Source organism: Actinocorallia libanotica, from assembly GCF_039525175.1.
Classification (GTDB): Bacteria; Actinomycetota; Actinomycetes; order Streptosporangiales; family Streptosporangiaceae; genus Actinocorallia; species Actinocorallia libanotica.
The window spans coordinates 85,359-107,705 of record NZ_BAAAHH010000006.1; the positions used below are offsets into that span (position 1 = coordinate 85,359).

General features: G+C 72.2%; 19 protein-coding genes and 1 tRNA gene. 6 read left to right on the plus strand and 14 right to left on the minus strand.

Annotated elements, in window-relative coordinates; translation table 11 throughout:
* Nucleotides 1–981: TIGR03617 family F420-dependent LLM class oxidoreductase (locus ABD140_RS10455; RefSeq protein WP_344239327.1), on the minus strand; the 981-nt coding region annotated here is incomplete at its 3' end.
* A gap of 386 nt (nt 982–1,367) precedes the next feature.
* On the opposite strand from ABD140_RS10455, the gene ABD140_RS10460 reads away from it, so the two are divergent.
* A complete protein-coding gene (locus ABD140_RS10460; RefSeq protein WP_344239329.1) occupies nt 1,368–2,303 on the plus strand; it encodes a hypothetical protein in 936 nt (311 codons plus the stop codon).
* A 389-nt stretch (nt 2,304–2,692) separates the two neighbouring features.
* Here ABD140_RS10460 and ABD140_RS10465 read toward each other — a convergent pair whose 3' ends face one another.
* The 7 genes from ABD140_RS10465 to ABD140_RS10495 form a co-directional block, all read right to left on the minus strand.
* Entirely contained in the window at nt 2,693–3,061 is a 369-nt protein-coding gene (locus ABD140_RS10465; RefSeq protein WP_344239331.1) for a hypothetical protein, read from the minus strand.
* Nucleotides 3,058–3,519: a hypothetical protein gene (locus ABD140_RS10470; protein WP_344239333.1), complete on the minus strand. Its 462-nt coding sequence runs from the start codon at nt 3,517–3,519 to the stop codon at nt 3,058–3,060. Before ABD140_RS10470 ends, ABD140_RS10465 begins: the two co-directional genes overlap by 4 nt.
* Before the next feature lie 50 nt (nt 3,520–3,569).
* Nucleotides 3,570–4,307, minus strand: a complete 738-nt coding sequence (locus ABD140_RS10475; protein WP_344239335.1) for a hypothetical protein — start codon at nt 4,305–4,307, stop codon at nt 3,570–3,572.
* A gap of 216 nt (nt 4,308–4,523) precedes the next feature.
* Nucleotides 4,524–4,599, minus strand: a tRNA-His gene (locus tag ABD140_RS10480).
* Between the two features lie 68 nt (nt 4,600–4,667).
* Nucleotides 4,668–5,279: an oligoribonuclease gene (gene orn / locus ABD140_RS10485; RefSeq protein ID WP_344239337.1), complete on the minus strand. Its 612-nt coding sequence runs from the start codon at nt 5,277–5,279 to the stop codon at nt 4,668–4,670.
* A gap of 36 nt (nt 5,280–5,315) precedes the next feature.
* Entirely contained in the window at nt 5,316–6,266 is a 951-nt protein-coding gene (locus ABD140_RS10490) for a DUF2510 domain-containing protein (protein ID WP_344239339.1), read from the minus strand.
* 35 nt (nt 6,267–6,301) lie between these two features.
* A complete protein-coding gene (locus tag ABD140_RS10495) occupies nt 6,302–6,937 on the minus strand; it encodes a hypothetical protein (RefSeq protein ID WP_344239341.1) in 636 nt (211 codons plus the stop codon).
* 190 nt (nt 6,938–7,127) lie between these two features.
* Here ABD140_RS10495 and ABD140_RS10500 point away from each other — a divergent pair, with 190 nt between their 5' ends.
* Entirely contained in the window at nt 7,128–8,153 is a 1,026-nt protein-coding gene (locus ABD140_RS10500) for a phosphotransferase family protein (protein ID WP_344239343.1), read from the plus strand.
* Here the strand turns inward: ABD140_RS10500 and ABD140_RS10505 are convergent.
* Entirely contained in the window at nt 8,150–9,649 is a 1,500-nt protein-coding gene (locus ABD140_RS10505) for an RNA polymerase sigma factor (RefSeq protein ID WP_344239345.1), read from the minus strand. The genes ABD140_RS10500 and ABD140_RS10505 overlap by 4 nt on opposite strands.
* Nucleotides 9,650–9,788: 139 nt before the next feature.
* On the minus strand, nt 9,789–11,993 hold the full coding sequence (locus tag ABD140_RS10510) for a substrate-binding and VWA domain-containing protein (protein WP_344239347.1): 2,205 nt from the start codon (nt 11,991–11,993) through the stop codon (nt 9,789–9,791).
* A gap of 307 nt (nt 11,994–12,300) precedes the next feature.
* Here ABD140_RS10510 and ABD140_RS10515 point away from each other — a divergent pair, with 307 nt between their 5' ends.
* Both ABD140_RS10515 and ABD140_RS10520 read left to right on the plus strand, forming a co-directional pair.
* Nucleotides 12,301–13,302, plus strand: coding sequence for an endonuclease/exonuclease/phosphatase family protein (locus ABD140_RS10515; protein WP_344239349.1), 1,002 nt, complete (start codon nt 12,301–12,303; stop codon nt 13,300–13,302).
* A gap of 52 nt (nt 13,303–13,354) precedes the next feature.
* On the plus strand, nt 13,355–14,173 hold the full coding sequence (locus ABD140_RS10520; protein WP_344239351.1) for a TrmH family RNA methyltransferase: 819 nt from the start codon (nt 13,355–13,357) through the stop codon (nt 14,171–14,173).
* A 30-nt stretch (nt 14,174–14,203) separates the two neighbouring features.
* Here ABD140_RS10520 and ABD140_RS10525 read toward each other — a convergent pair whose 3' ends face one another.
* On the minus strand, nt 14,204–14,566 hold the full coding sequence (locus tag ABD140_RS10525; RefSeq protein ID WP_344239353.1) for a hypothetical protein: 363 nt from the start codon (nt 14,564–14,566) through the stop codon (nt 14,204–14,206).
* Between the two features lie 101 nt (nt 14,567–14,667).
* Between ABD140_RS10525 and sigJ the strand changes: the two genes are divergently transcribed.
* The gene (gene sigJ / locus ABD140_RS10530; protein WP_344239355.1) at nt 14,668–15,570 is read left to right on the plus strand and encodes an RNA polymerase sigma factor SigJ; all 903 of its coding nucleotides are present in this window, start codon (nt 14,668–14,670) and stop codon (nt 15,568–15,570) included.
* 105 nt (nt 15,571–15,675) lie between these two features.
* Here sigJ and ABD140_RS10535 read toward each other — a convergent pair whose 3' ends face one another.
* Nucleotides 15,676–16,467 (minus strand): hypothetical protein, encoded by a 792-nt coding sequence (locus tag ABD140_RS10535; RefSeq protein WP_344239357.1) that lies wholly within the window; start codon nt 16,465–16,467, stop codon nt 15,676–15,678.
* 52 nt (nt 16,468–16,519) lie between these two features.
* On the opposite strand from ABD140_RS10535, the gene ABD140_RS10540 reads away from it, so the two are divergent.
* On the plus strand, nt 16,520–16,846 hold the full coding sequence (locus ABD140_RS10540) for a hypothetical protein (RefSeq protein ID WP_344239359.1): 327 nt from the start codon (nt 16,520–16,522) through the stop codon (nt 16,844–16,846).
* A gap of 75 nt (nt 16,847–16,921) precedes the next feature.
* Here the strand turns inward: ABD140_RS10540 and ABD140_RS10545 are convergent, their stop codons facing one another.
* The gene (locus tag ABD140_RS10545) at nt 16,922–17,290 is read right to left on the minus strand and encodes a hypothetical protein (RefSeq protein ID WP_344239361.1); all 369 of its coding nucleotides are present in this window, start codon (nt 17,288–17,290) and stop codon (nt 16,922–16,924) included.
* Entirely contained in the window at nt 17,287–19,275 is a 1,989-nt protein-coding gene (locus tag ABD140_RS10550) for an SseB family protein (protein ID WP_344239363.1), read from the minus strand. The genes ABD140_RS10545 and ABD140_RS10550 overlap by 4 nt, the downstream gene beginning before the upstream one ends.
* Between the last annotated feature and the right edge of the window lie 3,072 nt (nt 19,276–22,347).

Consider the following 22,347-nt stretch of genomic DNA (forward strand, 5'->3'; position numbering starts at 1 on the left):
CACCCAGGCGGTGCCGCCGGGGAGCGCGAGGACGACGCCGTCGCAGCGCCCGGCGTACCAGGCCTCGAGGATGGAGGGGATCTCCTCGTAGGTTCCCTGGGGCAGGAGCGTGTCGATGACGTCGTCGCTCAGGTGGGCCGCGAGGCCGCCCCAGGCCGAGCGGCGGGCCATGTCCGACAGGGCCGCGCCGAGGTCGCCGAGCCCGAACTCCTCCAGCTGCCGCCGGTAGGCCGGGGTGCTGTAGAGGAAGCCGAGCTGCGGCCGGCGCTCGTCACGGACGCGTTCGAGCCCGGCGCGGGTGGCGGCCATCAGCGGCTGCGGCCCGGCGATGATCCGGGGCCCGCCGTCGGCCCGCCCCGCCCGGCGCGCCCCTTCGGCGAGGGCGGGCAGGATGCGGCCGTCGAGGATCCGCGGATGGGAGTTGGTGGGATGGCAGACGAAGCCGTCGGACACCTCCCCGGCCAGCGCGCACATCCCGGCGTTGACCCCGCCGGTCCAGATCTGCACGTCAGGATGGTCGATGGGCCCGGGATTGAAGTACGGCTGAAGCCGGCGGAACCGGTAATGGGTCCCCGAATGATCGAGTTCCGCGCCGGTCTGGAAGGACCGGAAGATCGCCCGCAGGGAGGCGACATAGTCGCGCAGCCGCGCGACCGGCTCCGACCACTCGGTGGAGAACCGCCCGACGATGTTGCCCTTGACCTGCGAGGCGATGCCGAGCTGGAAACGCCCCCCGGACAGCTTGGCCAGATCCCAGGCCGCGTACGCGGTGAGCATGGGACTGCGCGGAAACGCGACGACCATACTGGTCCGCACCACGAGCCGCGAGGTCTGCGTCACCGCCAGGGCGGCGACGGTGAACGCGTCATGGATCGTCTCGGGAACGTGCATGACGTCGAACCCCAGCCCCTCGACGCGCCGGGCATAACGCCCCACCTCGCTCAACGGCAGGTCGGCGGGCAGCGACGCCACGATCTCCACGCGCTCTCCCTCTCACCCGGACCCGGACACGCGGAAACGCCAGAGGCCCTTCACCGAAGTGAAAGGGCCTCGGGACCCGAGGCGAGCGACCGGACTTGAACCGGCGACACCCAGGATCCCCACTGAGATCATTTAAGGCCGAGTGCCATGTTAACGCGCAGAACGCCTGGTGAAGGACAGTGCCTGGCACCGGACGGCCGCTGCTGACGCACCTGCCCGAGCATGATCATCCCCACTCCGCCCCCGCAGGGTCGCGGGTGCGGTCGCCGGTGCCGTCCCCGCGCACCGGGCGGCCCTGATCCCCTCCGGCCCGGCCCGGCTAGGCTCCCCCCCCGAGATCCCCGCCCGCACGGGACACCCCCTCCCTGATCTCCCGAAAGGCCCCCGTGACCACCCGCGAGTTCATCGTCTTCGCCCCCGACGTCCCGGAGAAGTACCGCAAGCGCCTCACCATCAGGGTCGACGCCTGCTTCCCCTACAGCGCTCCGCTCCCGCGGTTCCCGTTCTGGAGCACCCTCATCGGGACGATCTTCAGCGCGATCTTCCACCTCTTCCTCACCGCGGTCATCGCCGCGATGGTCGCGAGCGTGGTGGCCGCCGCCGTCATGTTCGTCGGCTGGCTCCTCACCCTGATCGGCCTCCTCCCGGACATGTCCCCGGACACCGCGACGGTCATCGCCTCCATCCCGGCCGGCATCCTGGCCGCTGTGATCATGCTCGCCGGGGTCATGATGTACCTGGACCCCACATCGGACTCCGGGGCCCCCAAGGCGCTGAAGGCCAAGATGCTCGGGGCGCGCGCCCACCACCGCCGCTACCTGCGGGCGTCCGACCTGGACGAGCCCTCGCAGGCGCTGATGGAACGCGCCCGGAAGGCCATCACCGCCGTCCTGGACGCCGAGGTCACCCGGGACGGCCTGCTCGACGAGATCGCGAACGCGGTCATCCTGCCGGACGAGCAGTGGCAGATCGCCGAGCTCCTCCAGCGCCAGACCGCCCTGCGCACCAAGCTCGACCAGTACGACCGGATGGCCGACACCCCCGAGCTGGACCGGGTCCTCGACCCGCAGCTGGCCGCCCTCGACCAGTCGGTCCGCGAGGTCACCGGCCGCATCGAGGCCCTCGAACGCTACGCCGACCTCGTCGCCCGCGCCGACTCCATCCGCGCCTCCGAACGCCTCGACGACGACACCGCCTACCTCGACCTCCTGGCCCACACCGCCGACACCACGGCCGTGGCCTCCCTCGCCGAACACGCCGACCTCCTCGGCGCCCACCTCACCGAGACCCTCCAGGCCGGCCGTGCCATCACCCCCCGCTGAGCGATCGTCCCGGGCTCTCCGCGCCACGCCGCCGACCAGTCGCGCAAAGCGGTGTCATGGACGCCCGACTGCTGCTTCCCTTCGGTCACCCCGGGTCTGGCCGGGCACTGTCCGGAAGTCCTGGGGCGCCCCGGGCATGGTGAAACGCCAGAGGCCCCTTCACCGAAGTGAAAGGGCCTCTGGACCGAGGGTGAGTGACCGGGCTTGAACCGGCGACACCCAGGATCACAACCTTGCCGACCACCTTGATCAAGCTGGCCTGTTTGGAGGATTCGCAGCTGAACAGGCAATCGAGCGTTCTCTGGCCGAGTCTCACCGACGATCACGGGAGTACGCTCGCTCCCAGATCGGCTCCCAAGTGACTTGACTCGTGGGGGAGCGACCGGCGGTCAGCGTTTGCGGCGGCCGCCGGACTTGTCGGTCACGCCAGGGTGGCCGATGGAGGCCTTCGTGATGTAGAGGGTGCGTTCTTCATCGTTGATGGCGTACCAGAGCCGTCCGCCGGCGGTGATCTCGTACTGCCATTGTTCGAGGTCGGCTGCGCCGATCTTGACAGAGGAGAGTCCGCCTTTGAGGCGGTGCTGGCGGCTGGGGTTGGCCATGGATCGCGGGTCGGCGGTGATCTCGCACCAGGCGCGGTCGAGCCCGGTGCGTGCGTGGCGGAGGAGTTCGGGCCATCCTCGCGCCGCGTCGGAATTGTGGAGGACGACCCGCCACGGATCTGGACGTGGAGCTTCGTCTCCTCGGCGCAGCTTCATGCGCCGGGCCGTCCGATCTCGGTGAACTCGTCGGTTTCGAAGGGCCCTGCCAGGTGCTTGGCGAGGGACGGATCAGTGTGGACCTCGGCGGTGTGCTTCCAGGCGACGAGGTTGGCGGCGAAGGGAGTGAACCGTCCGGTGTCGGCTCCGGCGAGCAGGTCCTCGAGGAGCTCGGTGATGGCCTGGGGGCGCTCCTCGGCGGGTAGCCAGGTGAGCCAGGGCAGTTCTTCGGCAAAGGCTTCCTCCGCGAGTGCGCGGTTGGCCCGCGCGAGCAGACGCAGCGAGCGGGCGGCGAACCGGAGCGCGTCGAGCTCGGCCTGCCGGGAAGCGCGGCGGGTCAGTGAGAGGTCCTCCTCATCTCCCCGACGCTCGAGGATGACGTCACCGTCTCCGAGCGCAGGCAGCACCGAGGTGGGCTTCCTGAGAAAGTCGCTGTAGTTCACGGTCGTCGTAGCCATGACCTCACTATATCTGAACTAATGCAGAACTTGTCCCTGCTGGGTGTCGTCTACTCCGACGGGCCATCTCCGAGCTGGGCGGAGAGCTGCTCTATGAGCTGCTCTGTCTTCTCCGCGGCCTTCCGCTGCCGTTCAAGCTTTGCTTGAGCGGCTCGAAGATCGGCGTTCAACCGCTCGCGCTTGATATGACCCTCGGGATCGTTGGACGGGCCGATCCGCACGGACTCGACGATGCCGCGGCGTTCGCCGCACTCGCCGCAGTCGGCGACCGCCAGCGATGGGCGGTGGTTGCTCTGATGAACTCGAACCTTGACGACATGGCCACACGTCAGAGTCTGATCCCAGTCATCGAGCTCCCTGAGGTCGGGTTTTCTTCCTCCGCTCGGGGCGAAGATCTGACGAACGCGCTCGATCTGCCCAGGGCTCATCGGGGGTGGCGGACAGCAGTGCCCGCAATGGAGCGTCATGGAGCCTTCCACCGTCCACCTGTGTGATCGGCACGCGCCATGTCGTTGCCGATAGCGTTCCTCGTCCTGCTCCTTGAGGGCGATCGACTCCGCGTCCACCATGTTCGTTCGCCCAGGTCCGGCACGGTCGAGCAGAGGCTCGCCGCACCCGCGGCACGGCTCACCCGCCTGGTACTCCTCGTACGTGAGGTACGTTCCTTCGCGTTTCCAGAGTTCGGCCTGCTCGCGGCTGCGGCGATCCCTCTCCTCCCACTCAAGGGCCTCCCGTCTGGCTCGCGCAAGCGCCCGAGCTCGCTTCTGCTCTGCTGTCAGCTTCGCCACTGTCACCTCCGCGTCCGGGTTCTGGCCCCATCATTCGCTCGCGAGCACGAATGGGCGAGGAGCTGGGACGACTCGGTATGGCAAGGGCGAGGCTCAAGTGCCGGCCGCCGACCTCTGGGAGCGGACCTGCTCCCAGAGGCGGACGTATTCGCCGATCTGAGGTGATCGGAAATGCCAGAAGCCCTGCCCATCAATGCGATGAGCAGGGCTTCTGCTTGGGGTGAGTGACCGGGCTTGAACCGGCGACACCCAGGATCACAACCTGGTGCTCTGCCAACTGAGCTACACCCACCATGTTCGCCGTCCCGCCCTGTCGGGTGAGGCAGCGAGATAAGTGTAGCGCGTTTCGGAGGGTGGTCGTCACCCGTTATCGGCGGCCTCGGCGACGATCCTGGCCGACAGGGCGCGGGCGGTCTCGGAGTCGGGGCCGGGCTGGGGGACGAAGACGGCGGCGCGGTAGTAGCGCAGCTCGCGGATGGACTCGGTGATGTCGGCCAGGGCGCGGTGGCCGCCGTTCTTCACGGGGCTGGCGAAGTAGACGCGCGGGTACCAGCGGCGGGACAGCTCCTTGATGGAGCTGACGTCGATCATGCGGTAGTGCAGGTGGGCGTCGAGCGCCTGCATGTCCCGGGCGAGGAAGGAGCGGTCCGTGGCGATGGAGTTGCCGCACAGCGGGGCCTTCTTGGGGTCCGGGACGTGGCGCTTGACGTAGTCCAGGACGGTGGCCTCGGCCTCGGCGAGGGTGACCCCGCGGGGGAGCTCCTCCAGCAGGCCGGAGGTGGTGTGCATGTCGTGCACCACCTTGTTCATCTGGGCGAGCGACTCCTCGGGCGGCTTGATCACCACGTCCACACCCTCATCGAGGATGTTGAGCTCCGGATCGGTCACCAGGACCGCGATCTCGATCAGCGCGTCGCGCGCCAGATCGAGGCCGGTCATCTCGCAGTCGATCCAGACGAGTCTGTCGTTCATGTCCTCAACCTTAAGGGCCGCGGGGAGGGGCCCGGATCAGCCGATCTTGAGGGAGTCGAGGATCAGGCCGAGGTCGCCCTGGTTGGCGTGGCTGTCGGGGAAGGACAGGAAGAGGGCGGCGGGCTGGTCGCCCGGCCGGTCGACCAGGACGATCACGGCGCGCTCGGTGCGGAAGTTCCAGCCCTTGGACTCGGCCTGCGGGAAGCTCACGCGCGCCTCGTAGTACCAGGCCTTCTTGCCGCTGACGCTGTAGGCGCGCGAGGAGACGTCCTCGACCTGGTTCTCGGGGTAGAAGGCGGGCCGGACGAGGCCGAACCAGCTCTTGGCGGCCGCCTCGAGGTCGCCGTTGGTGTAGAAGACGCTGGTCGGCAGTTCGGCGGCGTAGACGGAGGAGACGTATTCGCTGCCGGGCCCGTTGTACTCCTTCTGCACCGAGGCGATCTGGCCCTTGATCAGGCCGAGCTTGGCGTAGGCGTTGTCGGACGGGATGGTGGAGGACTTCCACTCCCCGCCGAGCTGCGACCAGGACAGGCCGGAGGCGCTGTCGGAGACCGTCCCGACGACGGGGGAGCGGTTGTCGTTCGGGGCGGCGCTGGTGCTCTGCGCGGGGCGCGGCCCGGCGGGGTCGGAGTCGAACGCGCCGGTGGCCAGCAGCACCGCCACGACGACGAGGACGACCACGACGGCGCCGCCGCCGGCCAGGCCCAGGAGCACCGCCTGGTTGTTCCTGCGGGGCGGGGCGGTGGCGCCGGGGCTCTGGCCGGGCGGCGTCCACGGCTGCGGGGTGCCCTGCCCCGGCGCCTGCCAGGGCTGGGGCGTGCCGGATCCCTGAGGCGTGCCGGATCCCTGCCCGGGGGACCAGGGGGCGGGCGTCGGCTGCCCGGCGGGTTGGGTCGACTGGGTCCACTGGGCGCCGTCGAACCAGCGCTGGAGACCGGGGGTTCCGTAAGGATCCGGGTACCAGCCGGGGGGAGTCTGGCCGCTCATGGCACCGACTTTAAGGTAAAAGAATAACAAAGCAGTCAAAAGCCTCCGGCGGCCTCAAGTGGCCGCTCCAGCGGCCGGGAATTCACCCGCCCCAGCTGTTCACCGCTCAGCCGGGGCCGGGGCGGGCCCGGATCCGGACCGGTCAGCCTGCCGATGTCGATGCCCCCCGGCCCCGGAATCCGGCAGTCGGGGACCTGCGAGTGCCCGAAGTAGCCGCCGCGTGCCCAGAAGCGGCGTTCACCGAGCGTCTGGTACGCCGCGGGGACGGCCGGAGGCGGTCCGGCGGGCCAGCGCCGCGCGACACCCCAGGAGTCCAGCCAGTCCAGGACCAGGTCGAGGTCGCGCAGCGGCCCCAGGGTGAAGGGGTGGCGCGCGAAGCCCACCACCATGATCTGCAGGCAGGCCCGCCCCTCCCGGCCGGTCTCCCCGGAGAGCAGGCGCGCGGCCCGGGTCGCGGGCACCTGCTGCACCACCTCCCCGCGCAGCGGGTTCCAGACGAGATGGGCGGGCGTCCCGCCGTACTCCAGCGTCTGGGCCACCGACCGCGCGGAGACCGTCTGCGGGTCGTTCTCGCTGGTGCTCCAGACGGCGCGCGGCGCGCCGCCCTTGAGCCTCCCTCCGTCGTCGCTGCTCGGCAGGCGTCCTGCCCCTGGAAGCCAGGCTTCGGCCACGAACACGAACCCCCAATCGGGCGGAGGTTTCCGCCCTGGATTGGCCAAGTCCTACTGTCCTAACCCACTTACTGGGAGTTAGTCCAGTCAGGCACTACCCGAGTTGAAAGTTCCTTACACGGCAAGAAAAGGCCGTTTGTGGAGGGGCAGGGTGGCGCGACAGAACCGAGTCGCGTTCTAATTGTCTGCCATGAGCCTCGAACCCGTACCCGGCCTGGACTTCCCTCAGCTGACGCGCTGGCTGGAGCAGGCGTTGCCCGACGCCGGGGAGCCGACCGGCGCCACCCTGATCGCCGGCGGCAGGTCCAATCTCACCTACCGGCTGGACCTGTCAGGACGGTCGGTGGCGCTGCGCCGCCAGCCGCTGGGCCACGTGCTGCCCACCGCGCACGACATGGCCCGCGAGTACCGCGTGCTCAGCGCGCTGGCCGCGGCGGGCGGCGTGCCGGTGCCCGGGCCGCTGGCCCTGTGCACCGACGAGAGCGTGCTCGGCGCCCACTTCTATCTCATGGAGTGGGTCGACGGGCGGATCCTGCGCACGGTCGAGGACGCCGCGGACGTCACCCCGCAGCAGGCCGGCGAGCTCTCCCAGCGGCTCGCCGAGGCGTTGGCCGCCATCCACACGCTGGACGTGGAGGCCGCGGGCCTGAGCGGCTTCGGCAGGCCCGAGGGCTACATGGCCCGCCAGCTCAAGCGGTGGGGCCAGCAGTGGGAGCGCTCGCAGACCCGCGAGCTGCCCGCCTACGACAAGCTGGTGACCCGCCTGGCCGCGGGGCTCCCGGAGCACTCGCCCGCCTCCCTGGTGCACGGCGACTTCCGGCTCGACAACGCCCTCGTGCGGCTCGGCCCGCGGCCGGAGATCGCCGCCGTCGTCGACTGGGAGATGTCCACTCTCGGCGACCCGCTGGCCGATCTCGGCCTCACCCTCGTCTACTGGCTGGAGGCCGGCGAGCCTTCGCTGCCCGTCGGCGCCACCGTCACCGCCGCGCCCGGCTTCGCGACCCGCGACCAGTTCGTCGAGGCGTACGCGAAGCTCACCGGCTTCGACGTGGACGGCCTGGACTACTACGTGGCGTTCGGCTGCTTCAAGCTGGCGATCATCCTGGAGGGCATCCACGCCCGCTTCCTGCAGAACGCCACCGTCGGCGAGGGCTTCGAGAAGATCGGCGACGCGGTCCCCGTCCTCATCGACCGGGCGCACGCCGTCCTGGGCTAGACGGGCTGCGGTCCGTCGCCGTTCCCGGGGTCCTCCCCGGGGGCGGGCGGCTCCTCCTCCACCGGCGGCGGGCAGTCCCAGGCGACCTGGACGCTGCCCGCCGGGGTGAAGGGGACGGCCAGCTCGCCCTCGAGGCACGGGTCGTCCCGGACGACGCGGAAGAGCAGCATCCGGCTCTGGCCGTCGGCCAGGGTGCCCGAGCCGCCGCCGCGCACGTTGTCGTAGCCGGAGGCCGACCACTTCACCGGCCCGCCCGACGCCGTGATGGTGACCGTGCACGTCCGTGCCGGATAGGCGATGACGCAGGCGGCGGAGGAGAAGAGCAGCTTGCCCGGCTTGGGCGTCGCGGCGGGCTTGGTGGTGGACGGCGTGCTGCTCGGCGTGGGCTTCTTGGTCGGCGTCGTGGTGCTGGGCGATGCCGAAGGGGACGGCGGCTCCTGCGACGGCGTCTTCGCAGGGGTCTTGGTGACCGCCGTCTTCTCCGGGGACGGCTCGTCCGTCGGCTCCTCGCCGTCGACCGGCTCGTCGGTGTACTCGGGCATGAGCCGGCTGGTGTCGGCGGCCTGCGGATCGCTCAGCCCCTCGTCGGGGCGCAGGAGGAACAGCCCGCCCATGAGCATCGCGACGGCCGCCGCGCCCGCCAGCGGCCACAGCACGGACGGCGTCTTCGGCTTCTCCCCGGTCCGCCCGGCGCCGATCACCCTGGTCACGGCGGCTTCCGGCGCCCGATGCCCCTGGCGGGCCGCCTCCTCGCAGGGCCAGCCGCGGGCGTCGAACGGCAGGGCGCGCCGGGCGATCTGCGCCCGGTCCTGCTCCATGCCCGGATCCAGCACGCTGGCCAGCACCCGCTGCTCCAGGTTCGGCGGGGCCATCGCGGAGGGCAGGACGGCCATCAGGCGGCCGAGCTGGATCCGGCGGTGCCCCACGCGGGACTCGACGGCGTCGGCGAGCTCGTCGCGGGAGCCCTCGGCCAGCGCCGCCGCCTCCTCCGGGGGGACGCCCAGCACCCCGGCCAGCTCGGTGTCGGTCAGCCCGTGCCGCAGCGTCAGGTCGACCGCCTCGCGCTGCCGCCCGGTCAGCGCCCTGAGCGCGTCATGGGCCAGCAGCCGCGCCTCGTGGTACCTGCGGCGCTCCTCGGGGGAGGCGAAGCGGTCGGGCGTCTCGGGCGCCGGACGCCGCTGGACGGGCCGGTCGGGGCCGCTGAGGATGCGCTGGCACTCCCGCCGCGCCAGCGCGTACAGCCAGCCGCGCAGCTGCGCGGGGGAGCGCAGCCGCTCCACGTGGGCCTGGGCGGCGAGCAGGATGTCGTGCAGGACGCGCGAGGCGTAGGGCTCGTCCCGCAGCAGGGCGTGGCAGTAGTCGAAGAGCTGCGGGCCGTACCGGTCGTAGACCTGGGTGAGCGCGTCGGTGTGCCGGGTCCGCAGCGCGCGGACGAGCGCCTCGTCTTCGGGCGAGACGGGGGGCAGGGCGTCGGGCCGAGGCGTCCAACCGGTCAACGCGGCCTCCAGCAGTAGGGAAGGGGATCTACTTCCAAGGACGGCTCGCACTGTGCCACGGTTGACAGTGATCCGTCCATATGCGAGAGGCGCGGCCGTCGGCCGCGCCTCTCCTCGGATCCGCCCGCTCAGCGCGGGATCAGCACTTGGTCTGCTGGCCCGCGCACATCCGCCGCGAGAGCGCCTGCAGGAAGATCTGGGTGATCTCCTCGGGCTTCTTGGGGATGTAGGCCTGGCCGCCGGTGAGACCGGTGATCCTGTTCATGGTCGCCAGCTGCTCCGGGCCCGAGCCGATGCTGATCATGATGACCTGGATCGGCTTGCGCTTGTCGACCTCCTTCTTGAGCGTCGACAGCAGCTGCTTGAGGGTGATGCCGCCGTTGGGGTCGTCGTTGCCCAGGCCGTCGGTGAACAGCACGATCGAGTTGATGCGTCCCGGCTGGTGCGTCTTCTTCATGTGCCGGTAGGCGGCGAGCACCGTGTCGTACAGGCCGGTGTTGCCGGTCGGGATCGCCTTGATGCCCAGCAGCGCCTGCTGGAGGCGGCTCAGGTGGGTGGCCGAGCCGAAGCGCTTGTTGAGCTGCTCGACCGGCACGACCTCCTTCCAGTCCTGGTCGCCCACCAGCCGGTCGGAGTAGATCCAGGTGCCGATCTGGCTGTCCGGCGGGAACTGGCTGAGGCCCTTGGAGGCGATGGTGAGGATGGTCTCCATCCGGCTCGGCTGGCCGGGGGCGATCGGGTCGCCCATGGTGCCGGAGACGTCGATGACCGAGAGCATCCGGATCGCCAGCGACAGCTTCGACCAGTCCTGGGTGATCTTGTAGATCTCCTGGGGGGTGCTCAGCGGCAGCACCTTGACCCGCTGGGTGCTCAGCCCCGACTGGGGGGTGAAGGAGTCCGGCGCCTTGCGGTCGGGGCTGCGGAACCCGAGCGCCTGGTAGTTGGCGACGGCCTCGGGGGAGCTCAGCACGGTGGCCAGCTCCTGGGCCGCCTGCGCCTTGCCCGCGTCCTGGGCGGTGATCGTCACCGGGTAGTCGAGGCTCACCATGCCCTCGGTGGGGTAGATGGCGACGGCCTTCTCCTTGGGGTTGCCGCTGTTGTGCTCGAACACCGAGCGCTCGGGCGCGATGAGCAGCGGGAAGCGGCCCCGGGCGTCCTTGCGGAAGTTGTCGTAGAGCGAGTCCACCGTGGGGACGGTGTGGTTGCGGATCGTCTGCGCGATGCCGGTGAAGATGGTGGCGGCGTACTTGTCGCTGCGCAGCAGGGTGCGCAGCATCGAGACCGCCGACATCCCGGTGCCGGTGTTGACCGGGTCGGGCACCCGCATGTCCAGCAGCTTGGGGTTGATGGTCTGGTTCTTGGTGGCGGCGCCGCCCTCCATGCCGCCGGCGGCGCGCAGCAGGTTGTCCCAGGAGGGGCTCTCGGAGAAGCCCTCCTTCTGCAGGTAGGCGGCGAGCGTCTGCGGGACCGCGACGACCACCGGGGTGGAGGCGATCGAGATCTTGGTCGGGGTGACCGCCTTGTCGTCGGCCGCCTGCACCAGGCCCGACCACAGGGAGGAGTCCGGGATCCACACGTCGGGCCTGCCGGTCTGGCCGCCCGAGACGCCCTCGCCGGTCAGCACGGTGCGCACGGCGCTGGGGTCGGTGGCGGTGACCTTCGCCTCGTAGCAGACGCCGCCGATCTCCGTGCCGCCGTCGTTGAACGCCTGGGCGGACTTCTCGACGGCCGGGGCGATGTCCTTGGCCACCGCGACGTTCAGCGTGGTCGGCGAGCCCGAGCAGCCGCCGCTCTTCTGGGTGAAGGCGTAGATGGCCACGCCCAGCAGCAGCGCGAGCCCCACCGCGCCGGCCAGCGGGCCGATGAGCGCGCCCTTCTTGCGCTTCTTGCGGGCACCATAGGAACCGGAGTTGAACGCGTAGTCGCCGCTGGAATGAACGCCGCTGCCCCCGGGTCCGCCGCGGCCGGGCGAGGGTTCGCCGGGGCCGGTGGGAAAGGGGCGGTCGTAGGAGGAAGCGGACGGGTTGCCGGCGGAGGAGCCGGACGGCGGCACGGGCGCCGAAAGGTAGGGCTCGGACGCCGCGGGGTTCTGGGAGTAGGAGGGGCCGCCCGGATCGGAGGCGCCGGAGAACCCGCCGGATCCGAAGGACGAACCGGAGGCGCGCGGGTTGAACCATTCCGACTGCCCGCCGGAGTCCGAGACGGTCCGGTCCGCGGCGGGGTTGCCCGCCGACGAGCCTCCGGCCGCCCGGGGGCGGAACCAGTCACTGCTGTCGGCGGAGGGGTACTCCGAGGAGGAGCCGTATCCACCCTCGCCCGGGAGGTCGCCGGGGGGACGAGTCATGGTGCTCTCCGGGTTCTGTCATGGGGCCGTGCCTGGTCCTGGAGGCGCCGGGCGTTGGTCGGAGGCACTTTAGCCTTATCACGCAGCCGTTACAAAGGCGTCCAAACAGCGAATCTGCCTGCGGAACGCACCATGTCCTGATTTAATTGGATTACTTATCGGTAACATGTGGGTGCGGCGCCGCGCCTTGACCTCCGACGGGGCAAGGGGTGCGCATCCCGTAAGTGATCCCTTGCCCTGGGGTGACAACGCGCCGCGGTTCCCGTTCGTTGGGGTTGTCGTGGGTACCGAAGCCGTAACCGAAAAGTTGTCTGACGAATCAGGTGAAACGGGCAGGTCAGCGGGGGAGGAACGCGCCGGGAACGGCCGCGCGAGGCTCCGAAGCTGGACGGCCCGCTCTCTGGCGGGCCTGTGGGCCGGCTGGGCGCTGGGCCGCGTCCTGGGCCTCGACGGGTGGGCGGTCTTCGAGGGGCTCGCGGTGCCGCTCATCTCCCTCACCCCCTACCTGGCGCTGGTGTCGCCGCTGCCCGTCGCCGCGGCCCTCCTGCTCCGCCGCCGGGGCGCCGCGCTCGTCGCCGGCGTCGCGGCCCTCGCCCTGGGCGCCGCCCTCCTGCCCCGCGCCACCGCCGACACCGCCGTCGAGGCGGACGGCCCGAAACTGCGGGTCCTCACCTCCAACGTCTTCTTCGGCCGGGCCTCCATGGCCGAACTCGTCCGGATCGTGGAACGCGAACGGGTGGACGTGCTGAGCCTGCAGGAGTTCACCCCCGACGCCCAGAGCGGCCTGGCCGAACAGGGACTCCAGGCGCACCTGCCCCACAGGGTCGCCGACCCGCAGTGGGGCGCCGGCGGCTCCGCCCTCTACTCCCGGTACCCCCTCACCGCGCTGCCCGCCCTCCCCGGAACGGTCATGGCCCACCCCCGCGCCGCCCTGGACGTGGCAGGCCGCCGCGTCGAACTCACGGCGGTCCACCCCCTGCCGCCCATCAACGGCGCGGGCCGCGCCGACTGGAAGCACTCCCTCGCCACCCTCCCCTCCTCCTCCACCGACCCCGTCCGCATCCTCGCCGGCGACTTCAACGCCACCCTCGACCACGCCCGCTTCCGCGACCTCCTCTCCCGCGGCCACACCGACGCCGCCGACCGCCGCGGCCGGGGCCTCACCACCACCTGGGGCTTCACCGCCTTCCCCCGCCTCACCCTCGACCACATCCTCGTCCCGCCCACCGTGGCGGTGCGCTCCTACGACGTCCTCCGCCTGACCGGCAGCGACCACCGCCCCGTCCTGGCCGAACTCCAGCTGCCCTGACCCGCCCGTCCTGGCTTCGCCGCGGTCGCCGGGGCCTGGGACAATCGGCGCCATGGCCGAACTCATCCACGTCCCCGACGCCGCCGACCCGCGGCTGGCCGACTACGTCCGGCTCACCGACGGGCAGCTCCGCAGGAGCCTGGAGGCCGCGGAGGGCCTGTTCATCGCCGAGGGCGCCAAGGTCATCCGCCGCGCCCTGGCGTCCGGCCACCTCCCCCGCTCGATCCTCATGGCCGAGCGCTGGCTCGACTCCCTCGCCGACGTCCTGCCCGCCCTCGACTGCCCCGTCTACCTCGTCTCCGACGCCACCGCCGAGGCCCTCACCGGCTTCGCCGTCCACCGCGGCGCCCTCGCCTCCCTCACCCGCCTGCCCCTCCCCGACCTCCCCGACGTCCTCGCCTCCGCCCGCCGCGTCATCATCCTCGAAGACCTCGTCAACCACACGAACGTCGGCGCCATCTTCAGATGCGCGGCCGCCCTCGACGTGGACGCGGTGATCCTGGCGCCCCGCTGTGCCGACCCCCTGTACCGCCGCTCGGTGAAGGTCTCGATGGGCGCGGTCTTCGCCGTCCCCTACGCCCGCATGACCGACTGGCACAAGGACCTGTCCCAGGTCCGCGCGGCCGGCTTCCGCCTCCTCGCCCTCACCCCCGCCGACGACGCCCTCGACCTGGAGGACGCCGTCACCTCCTCCGGCGGGAAGGTGGGCCTCCTCCTGGGCTCCGAAGGCGACGGCCTCTCCTCCCACTGGATCTCCGAAGCCGACGCCGCCGTCCGCATCCCCATGAGCCCCACCGCCCTGGCCAAGGGCGTGGACAGCCTCAACGTCGTGGCCGCCGCCGCCATAGCCTGCTACACCCTCACCCGCTGACCCCGCCCTCCGGCCCGGGTCGCCGGGCCTTCAGCGCCGCGCCAGGGCCAGCACGCTCAGCCCGAACATCAGGACGCCCAGAGGGAGGTGGACCGACGGCACGTGCGCGATGCCGAGCGCGACCTGGGCCGAGGCGAGGGCGAGGAATCCGGTCGCGTGCCAGACGGGCCGGGGCGAGCCGCCGCCCGGCTTCCACGCCAGCACCGCCGCGAGCACGTACAGCATCGACGCCCCGTACATCACGCGGGCTCCGGCGCTGTGCAGCGTCTCCCCGTAGGACGAGGTCAGCAGCAGTCCGGCGGAGACGGCCTGGAGGAAGATGGTCAGGGTCTGCAGGGCGATCGCGATCTGCAGGAACGAGAAGCGGCGTTGCGTCATCGCCTGGGTCGCCATGTCACGGTCTCCTTTCCGCCCGGGGGGCGGTGGATCGGTAAGGTCTCACCGGTTCGACGACGCGGGCCCGCGAAAGGTAAGGCGAGGAGGCGGCCGGGAGCATGGGGACGGCTGGAACGCGCACCGATGAGGCGGCCGGCGAGCGGCGCCATCTGATCAATGTCGCCTACCGGCTGCTCGGCTCGCTGGCCGAGTCCGAGGACGCCGTGCAGGAGGCGTACGCGCGCTGGTACGCGCTGCCGCGGAGCCGGCAGGACGAGATCGCCTCCCCCGGCGCCTGGCTGACGACGGTGACCGGCCGCATCTGCCTGGACGTGCTCGGCTCGGCGCGGGCGCGGCGTGAACGCTACGTCGGCGCGTGGCTGCCCGAACCGCTGCCCGACCGCGCCGGGCGCGACCGCGGCTCCGACGCCCTCGACCCCGCCGACCAGATCGTCCTGGACGAGTCGGTGGCCATGGCCTTCCTCGTCGTCCTGGAGTCGATGACGCCCGCCGAACGTGTGGCGTTCGTCCTGCACGACGTCTTCCGGTACCCCTTCGCCGAGATCGCCGGCATCCTCGACCGGACCCCCGCCGCCTGCAAGCAGCTCGCGGCCTCCGCCCGGCAGCGGACGCGCGTCGAGCGGGCACAGGCGCCGGCGGCCGAGCACGCCGACACGGTGCGCCGGGTCAGAAGGGCGTGGGAGGCCAAGGACATCGCGGCCCTCGTCGACCTCCTCGACCCGGCCGCCGTGATGACCGCCGACGGCGGCGGCATGGTCGGCACCGTCCTGCAACCGATCGAGGGCGGCGCGCGCATCGCCCGGTACATGGCCGCCATCGCCGACAAGGCGCCCGGCCTGGAGCTCCTGGAGCGCTCGGTCAACGGCGCACCGGGCCTGGTGGCCCGCCACGCCGGCACCATCACGACCGTGGCCTCCTTCGACATCGCCGACGGCCGCATCACCCGGCTCTGGGTGGTCCGCAACCCGGAGAAGCTGCGTCCGTGGACGGAGCGCCGGTGAACCGGACGCGGAGGGCCAGCGGGCGAACCCGCCTCGGGAGGCGCGACGGCGGCCGCCGGGGTCAGCGGGCGAACCCGCCTCGGGGAGGCGCGGCGGCCGCCGGGGTCAGCGGGCGAATTTTCCTCGGGAGGTGCGGCGGTGGGCGCCGCGGAAGGGCTGACGCCTCAGGCGGACGGCGAGAGCGGTGAAGAGGGCGAGGAGGACGCCGAGCCAGACGGCCTGAGCGCGGACGATGGCGTCGGTGTCCGGGCCCGGGACGTCGGAGCGGATCGCCGCGACGTTCTGGGGGGCGTCCAGGGGGCGGGCGGTGGGGGAGGCGTCCGCCACGATCGGGGGGAGCCCGCCGTCGGTGCCATCGGAGGGCGAGGCGGTGGGGAGGGCCGCCTGCGGGACCCCGGAGGGAAGCGCCGAGTGCGGGCTCGCCGCGGGAGGCCCGGCCGGCGGGACGGCCGGCGGAGCGGCCGCCGTGGACGGCGTGGATGGCGTGGCCGATGTGGACGGCGTGGGAGTGGCGCTGGGCGCGGGCATGTCCTTCTCCGCGACGGTCAGAAGGTGGACCACCGTCTTGGCGGGGGCGGACTGCGCGGAAACGGCCGTCGTGACGCGCAGCGTGCCGGGCTTCGCCTTCGCCGGAACGGACAACTCGACGGGGATGAGCTCGCCTTCCGCCGTGATGTCGCCGAGGTCGCAGCCCCGCGCAGCGGACCCGCAGGCAGGCGCCGCCCCGACACCCCCGTCGGCGGTGACCTTCAGCCTGCCGCCCTTGGCCACGGGCCCCGTCGCATAGACGTGCGCATTGGCCTTCACCTTGTCCCCAGGCCGGACCGTCGGCTCGGGCACCACGAGAACGACGTGCAGCTCCGTCCCCTTCGAGGGCGCCTCCGGAGACTCACTCACCGGCCCGGGCGAAGCCGTGGGGCTCGCCGTCGCACCGGGACCGGCGGACCCGGTGGGAGAAGCGGGCCCGGCCGTCGGCTCGGGATCGGTTCCCGCCGTGGAGGAGGGCCGGGCGGTCACGCTGGGACCGGCGGACACCGTGGGCGAGGCGGGCCCGGTGGTCGGCCTGGCGTCGGCGGACACCGCGGGCGAGGCGGGCCTGGTCGCTGTGCCGGGACTGGTGGCGGGGGACGCCGTCGGGGGGTCCGGGGGGTCCGCGGCGCCGGTGGCGGTGGCCATCAGGACCAGGACCGCGACCAGGGTCGTGCTCGTTCTCGTCGTGCCCGTTCTCGGCGAAAGGCGCACGCCGCCGTCCTCCGCATCGTCTCGGAATCGATGAATGATCCGTGGCTTGTCTCCACGCTATCCGTACCCGATGCGACGAAGTGAAACAGTATGAAGTTGGCGGTATTTCTCAGATGAACTCTTCGTGGAGTTCCTCTACTTCTGTTCGGGGGGCCCAGGTCTGCCAGACGCCGTGGTCGACGCGGTCGAGGCCGAGGTGCTCGGCCACCGGGCCGCGCCCGCCGGTGTACTCCACGCGCAGCCACGTCTCGTGCTCGCCGACCACGACGAACCGCTCGCCCCGCCAGCGGCAGACCGTCCGGACGTAGCGCAGCCGCTCGATCTCCGCGGACGGCACGCTGCGGCGGTACCGGCCGGGGCGGGTCTCGGCGAAGCCCTCGGCGGGCTGCGTGGTGTACAGGCGGACCTCGTCCCCCGCCGTCGGGCTCGCCTCGTACTCCGAGCCCTTCCAGATCGCGACGTAGCCGTCCCGGATCACTGCGGGCCCTCCTTGGGCTGCTGGGCCGACGTCCAGCTCAGGACGTCGGCGTCGTAGACGGCGACCAGGGTGGCCGTCCGGTCCCTGCCGACGAGGTACAGCTCGGCGCCGGTGGGCAGCCGGGTGCTGTCGCTCTTGAACTCGCGGATGCTGCCGGCCGAGCCGGGCGCGAAGCCGTCGCCCTCGAACGGGCCGTGCTCGACCACCCAGCCGGCGTCGCCCCAGGCCTGCAGGTCCTCCTCGGTGCGCCCCCCGAACGGCACCCGGTAGAGGTCCTCGCAGTGGGCGGGCCAGCGCAGGACGTACACCGCCTCGTCGGCGGGGTCGAACACCGAACCGGGGTACAGCAGCCCGAGCGCCTCGTACAGCTGCACCGGGGTGGCCAGCTCCGCGCAGTCGGCCAGCGGGTGGACGAACCCGCCGACCCGGTCGTACCCCTGCTCCAGGTACCAGCCGACCTGGCCGTGCGGCAGCACCTTCTGCAGCACCGTCACCCCGGCGCCCCGCGGCGCGGGGACGTCCACGACGGGGTTCTCCGCCGAGGTCGCCGAGGGGTCGTCCGTGGGCGCCGCGTACGGCTGGACGGGATCGCGCCGCTGGCCCTGCCGGACGGGCAGCCCGACGGACGCCGCCCAGTCGCTGAGCTCGCGCACCTGCCCGCCGCTCAGGGACGCGCCGATCCGCGTGCCCGGGTTGAGGTGCAGCGTCCAGTCGGTACGGCGCCAGTGCGTGATGAGGTCGGTGAAGCCGACGGCGACGTACCGGACGTCGCCCACGGTCTCCTGCAGGCGCAGGTGCGAGGTGAACACCCGGACGGACGCGCCGGGGCCGGGCGGGCTCGCCGACAGCGCGGCCGACCAGTCGAAGTCGGGGTGCTCGGGGGAGAGGTCCTCGGGCGCGGTGACCGGGACCGGGACGAGCACCTCGGCGGCGAGCGCCACCCGCAGGTAGTCGTCGGGGTCCCCGGCGAGCACCGCCTCGTCGAGGTCCTGGTCGATCCGGTTGCCGGGCTCGAAGTGCTCCGGCCGCGGCTGCTGCGGCTCGGCGGGGGCGACGGCGGCGCGCAGCCTGTCGCCCGGCACGGTCAGGTCGATCGGGGTGCCCGGGTTGAGCGCCAGGGACCAGCCGTCCTCCGGCCAGCTCGCCGCCAGCTCCCGGAAGTCGGGCATGACGAACCGGCACTGGCCGACCGCCTCGTGCATCCACCGCGGCGAGGTGAACGCCATGATGGCCGGCTCGCCCTTGAGCGGCACCGGCCGCCACGGGAAGTCCGCCTCGCCCGGACGGGCGCCCCACGGCGTGTCCGGATCGGCGGGGATCATCACCTGGGCGGAGGCGAGCAGCCCGAAGAACGTCTCGGCGTCCCGGCGCTGCGCCGCCTCGTACAGCCGCTGCTCGAGCTCGTTCTGCGGGGCGAACGCCTCGGGCCGCTCGGCCAGGAGCTGGTCCGTCCAGGACGACACCAGCGGCAGCTGCTGCCCGGTCAGCGTCGCCGCCGCGGGCGTGCCCGGGTTGATGGCCAGCGTCCAGCCCGGGTCGGGCCAGTGCCGCGCCACGATCGGGAACGGCACCCGCACGTAGTCGACCTGCCCGATCGCGTCCACCAGCCGTTCGGGCGAGGTGAACCCCGGCACCGCCGGAGTACCGTCGATCTCCCCCGGCTGCCAGGGGAACCCCGCCCGACTGGGCCGCGCCGCCGCGTCCGTCCCCGGCGGCACCGGCAGCAACAGCTCCGCCCCCGCCAACGCCTTGACCAGCGACTCCTCATCGGCCGCCCGCACCAACTCCGTCTCCACCGGATTGGCGGGCAGGAACCGCCCCCGCCCCCCGGCCCCGACCACCTCGGGCACTCCTGGTCCGCCGACCACCTCGGGCACTTCCGGTCCGCCGGTCGCCGCGGGCGTTCCCGGTCCGTCGGTCGCCTCACGTGCTCCCAGGTCGCCGGTCGCCTCGGGTGCTCCGGGGCCTCCGGTTGCTTCAGGCACGCCCAGATTGCCGACCGCCGCGGGCGTTCCCGGTCCGCCGGTCGCCTCGGGTGCTCCCGGTCCTCCGGTCGCTTCAGGCGCTCCCGGAATCCCAGGTGCCTCGGGTGCTGCCGGAATCCCGGCCGACTCAGACGCTCCCGGTTCGCCGGTCGCCGCAGGCGTTCCCGGTCCGCCGGTCGCCTCACGTGCTCCCAGGCCGCCGGTCGCCTCGGGTGCTCTGGGGCTTCCGGTTGCTTCAGGCACGCCCAGATTGCCGACCGCCGCGGGCGTTCCCGGTCCGCCGGTCGCCTCGGGTGCTCCCGGTCCTCCGGTCGCTTCAGGCGCTCCCGGAATCCCAGGTGCCTCGGGTGCTGCCGGAATTCCGTGTGCCTCAGGTGTTCCGGGAACGCCGTGCGTCCCTGCCCCGGCCGCTCCGGGAGCCTCGGGCACTTCCGGGATGCTGGGAGCGCCAGGTGCTCCCGGGATCCCGGCCACCTCGGATGCTCCCGGAAGGCCGGGAGGAGCCTCAGGCACTCCAGAGACGCCGAGCGTCTCGGGCCGTCCGAGAGCTTCCGGCGCTCCCGTGGTTCCGGTCGCATCGGAAGCCTTGGGTGCTTCGTGGAGTCCGGGTTCCCTGAGCCCGCCGGGCATCCCAGTAGCGCCAGGTGCTCCTGTGGCTTCGGGCGCTTCGCGGAGTCCCGGTGTCTCGGGTGCTTCGGGACCTCCGAACATCTCGGGTGCTTCAGGCGCTCCAGGGGTGCCGGGCGCGCTGGGAGCCTCAGGTACCTCGGGAATGCCGGGTGCCTGGGGCGCTCTGGACGTCCCGGAAGCGCCAAGCGCGTCGGTCGCTCCGAGTGCGTCGAGAGCCCCCGGCGTCTCGGGGAATCGGGGCACTTCGGGCGCTCCGGGAGCGGTAGGCGTTCCGGCCATTCCGGACGCGTCGAAAGTCCGAGGTGCTTCGGGGGATCCAGGCGTCTCGGGAGCACCGGGAATTCCCGCAGCGTTGGACGCCTCAGGCACTCCGGCGGTGCTGGAAGCACCGAGGGGTCCAGTCGTGCCGGACGGATCGGACACACCAGAAGCTCCAAGCGCCTCGGGAGCTCCAGATGCCTCGGCGGTGTCGGGTCCTCCACGCGACCCATGCGTCTCGGATGTTTCGGACGGCCTGGGCGCCCCCGTCACTTCGGCTGCTTCGGACGTCCTGGGCACCTCGGGTATCCCAGGCACCCCGGACGGCTCGGTCACCTTGGAAGCCTCAGGCGTGCCGGTCGCGCCGAACGCTTCAGGCGTGCCGACCGTCCCGGAAGCACCGATGACTTCGGGCGCCCCCGCTGCTTCAGCCGCGTCTGGTGTCTTGGGCGCACCAGGAATCCTTGCGTCTTCGGTTGCGCCGGACGCGCCGACCACGTCAGCTGCTCCGGGTGCTCCGGGTGCTCCGGGTGCTCCGGGTGCTCCGGGTGCTCCGGGTGCTCCGGGTGCTCCGGGGACGTCGGGAGCGTTGGCCGCTTCAGGTGTTCCGGAAGAGCCGGGTGCTCCCTGCGTGCCGGGCATTCCGAGGGGGCTCGGCGCCTCGGGTGCTTCGCCTGTTCCGGGTGCGTCGGCCGGGTGGGGGGTGTCGCTCGTCCCGGGGGCGCCAGGAGTTCCGGTCGTGCCGGGAGCGCCTGGCATTTGGGCGACGGGGGGCAGGTCGGCCGCGGCGGGCGCCCCGGGTGTCTTCGATGCGTCGAGTGGGTGGGGGGCGTCGGTCGTGCCGGACGCTCCGGATCCTCGGGAGGCTTCAGGTGCTGCGGACACGCTGGGAGCGGCGGGAGCCCCGGTCGTTCCGGAGGCGTCGATCGCTTCGTGGCGGCCGTGTCTGCCAGGCCCTCCGGACCTCGCGGGCGTGCCTGCGGCATCGGATACGCCGGGTGCCGGGGATTCTTCCGGTGCTCTGGGCGTGAGGGGTGCTCCGGGTGTCCCAGATGCGCTGGACGGTTCAGGAGTTCCGGGGGCGCCGGTCTGCCCGGGAGCGACGGGGGCGTCGGAGGCGACGGGGGCGTTGGTCGGCCCGGGGGTTCCAGGGGCGCCGGTCGGGCCGGGCAGGGTGAAGCCGTCTGTGATCGGCGGTATGCCGTCGATTTGGGTCTGTGTCGGGTCTTCGACGGATCGTGCGTGCTGGGCTGCTCCGAAGACGCGGTCCGTGCCGGGCGCCTCCGTCGAGGTCGTTCTGTTCCGCTCGGCCTCTCGTTGTGCCAGGAGCGCGGCCACGGGGTCCGGTATGCCGCCCGGCTGGGCCTGCGGTGCGACGGGCACACCGGGGACGGGCTCGGCCTCGGTGTTCTCCGGACGGTTCCGCGATGCCGTCTCTTCGGGGGGCACCGGTCCGCCGGTCGCCGGCCCGGCGTCGACTCCGCCGGTGGGGAGGCTTCCGGGTGCTATCCCCTGGCCGGGAGGAGTCCCGGGCCCGTCGGGGGCGGTGTTCTTGTGTGCAGAGGTCGGTTCAGCGGACGCGCTGTTCGCGGGCGCGGCGGAGCCGGGCGTTCCATCGAGCGGGGAGCCCTGGCCGGGAGCCGTCCCGGGGAGCGCGTCTCCGTGCGCACCGGACCGCTCGGCGGGCAGGCCGACCGTGTTCTCCGCCGGGGAGATCTGACCGGCGAGGCCGGGTGCTCCGGCGGGCGAGGTGTTCTCTCCGGGAACCGCGCCGGGTGCGCCCGGTGCGGCGTTCCCCGGGAGGAGAGGCTGCTCGCCGAGGGCTTCGGCGTTGTTGCCCGTCGGAAGCGTCGGCCCGGTGAGACCGGGTGCTCCCGTCTGCGGAGCGTCTTGCGCCGCCGCTTCGGGCATGCCGGGCGCACCGGCCTCGCCCGAGGCTGCTCGCACGGGTGTCTCGAATCCTTCCGGCTCCCCTGTACGAGGAGCGCCGGGCTCCCCCGCGACCGGCGCCGTCTGCCCGGTGCCGGTCGAGGAAGGCACCCCGGGAAGAGCGTCTCCGGCGGGTGCCCGAGGGGGGAGCCCGCCGGTGCTCTGCGGTCCTTCGGCAGGGGGACCCGCGGCGGAAGCGTCGGCGGCAGAAAGCGTCTGCCCCGGAACGGCCTCCGAGGGGCCCGAGAGCGGGAG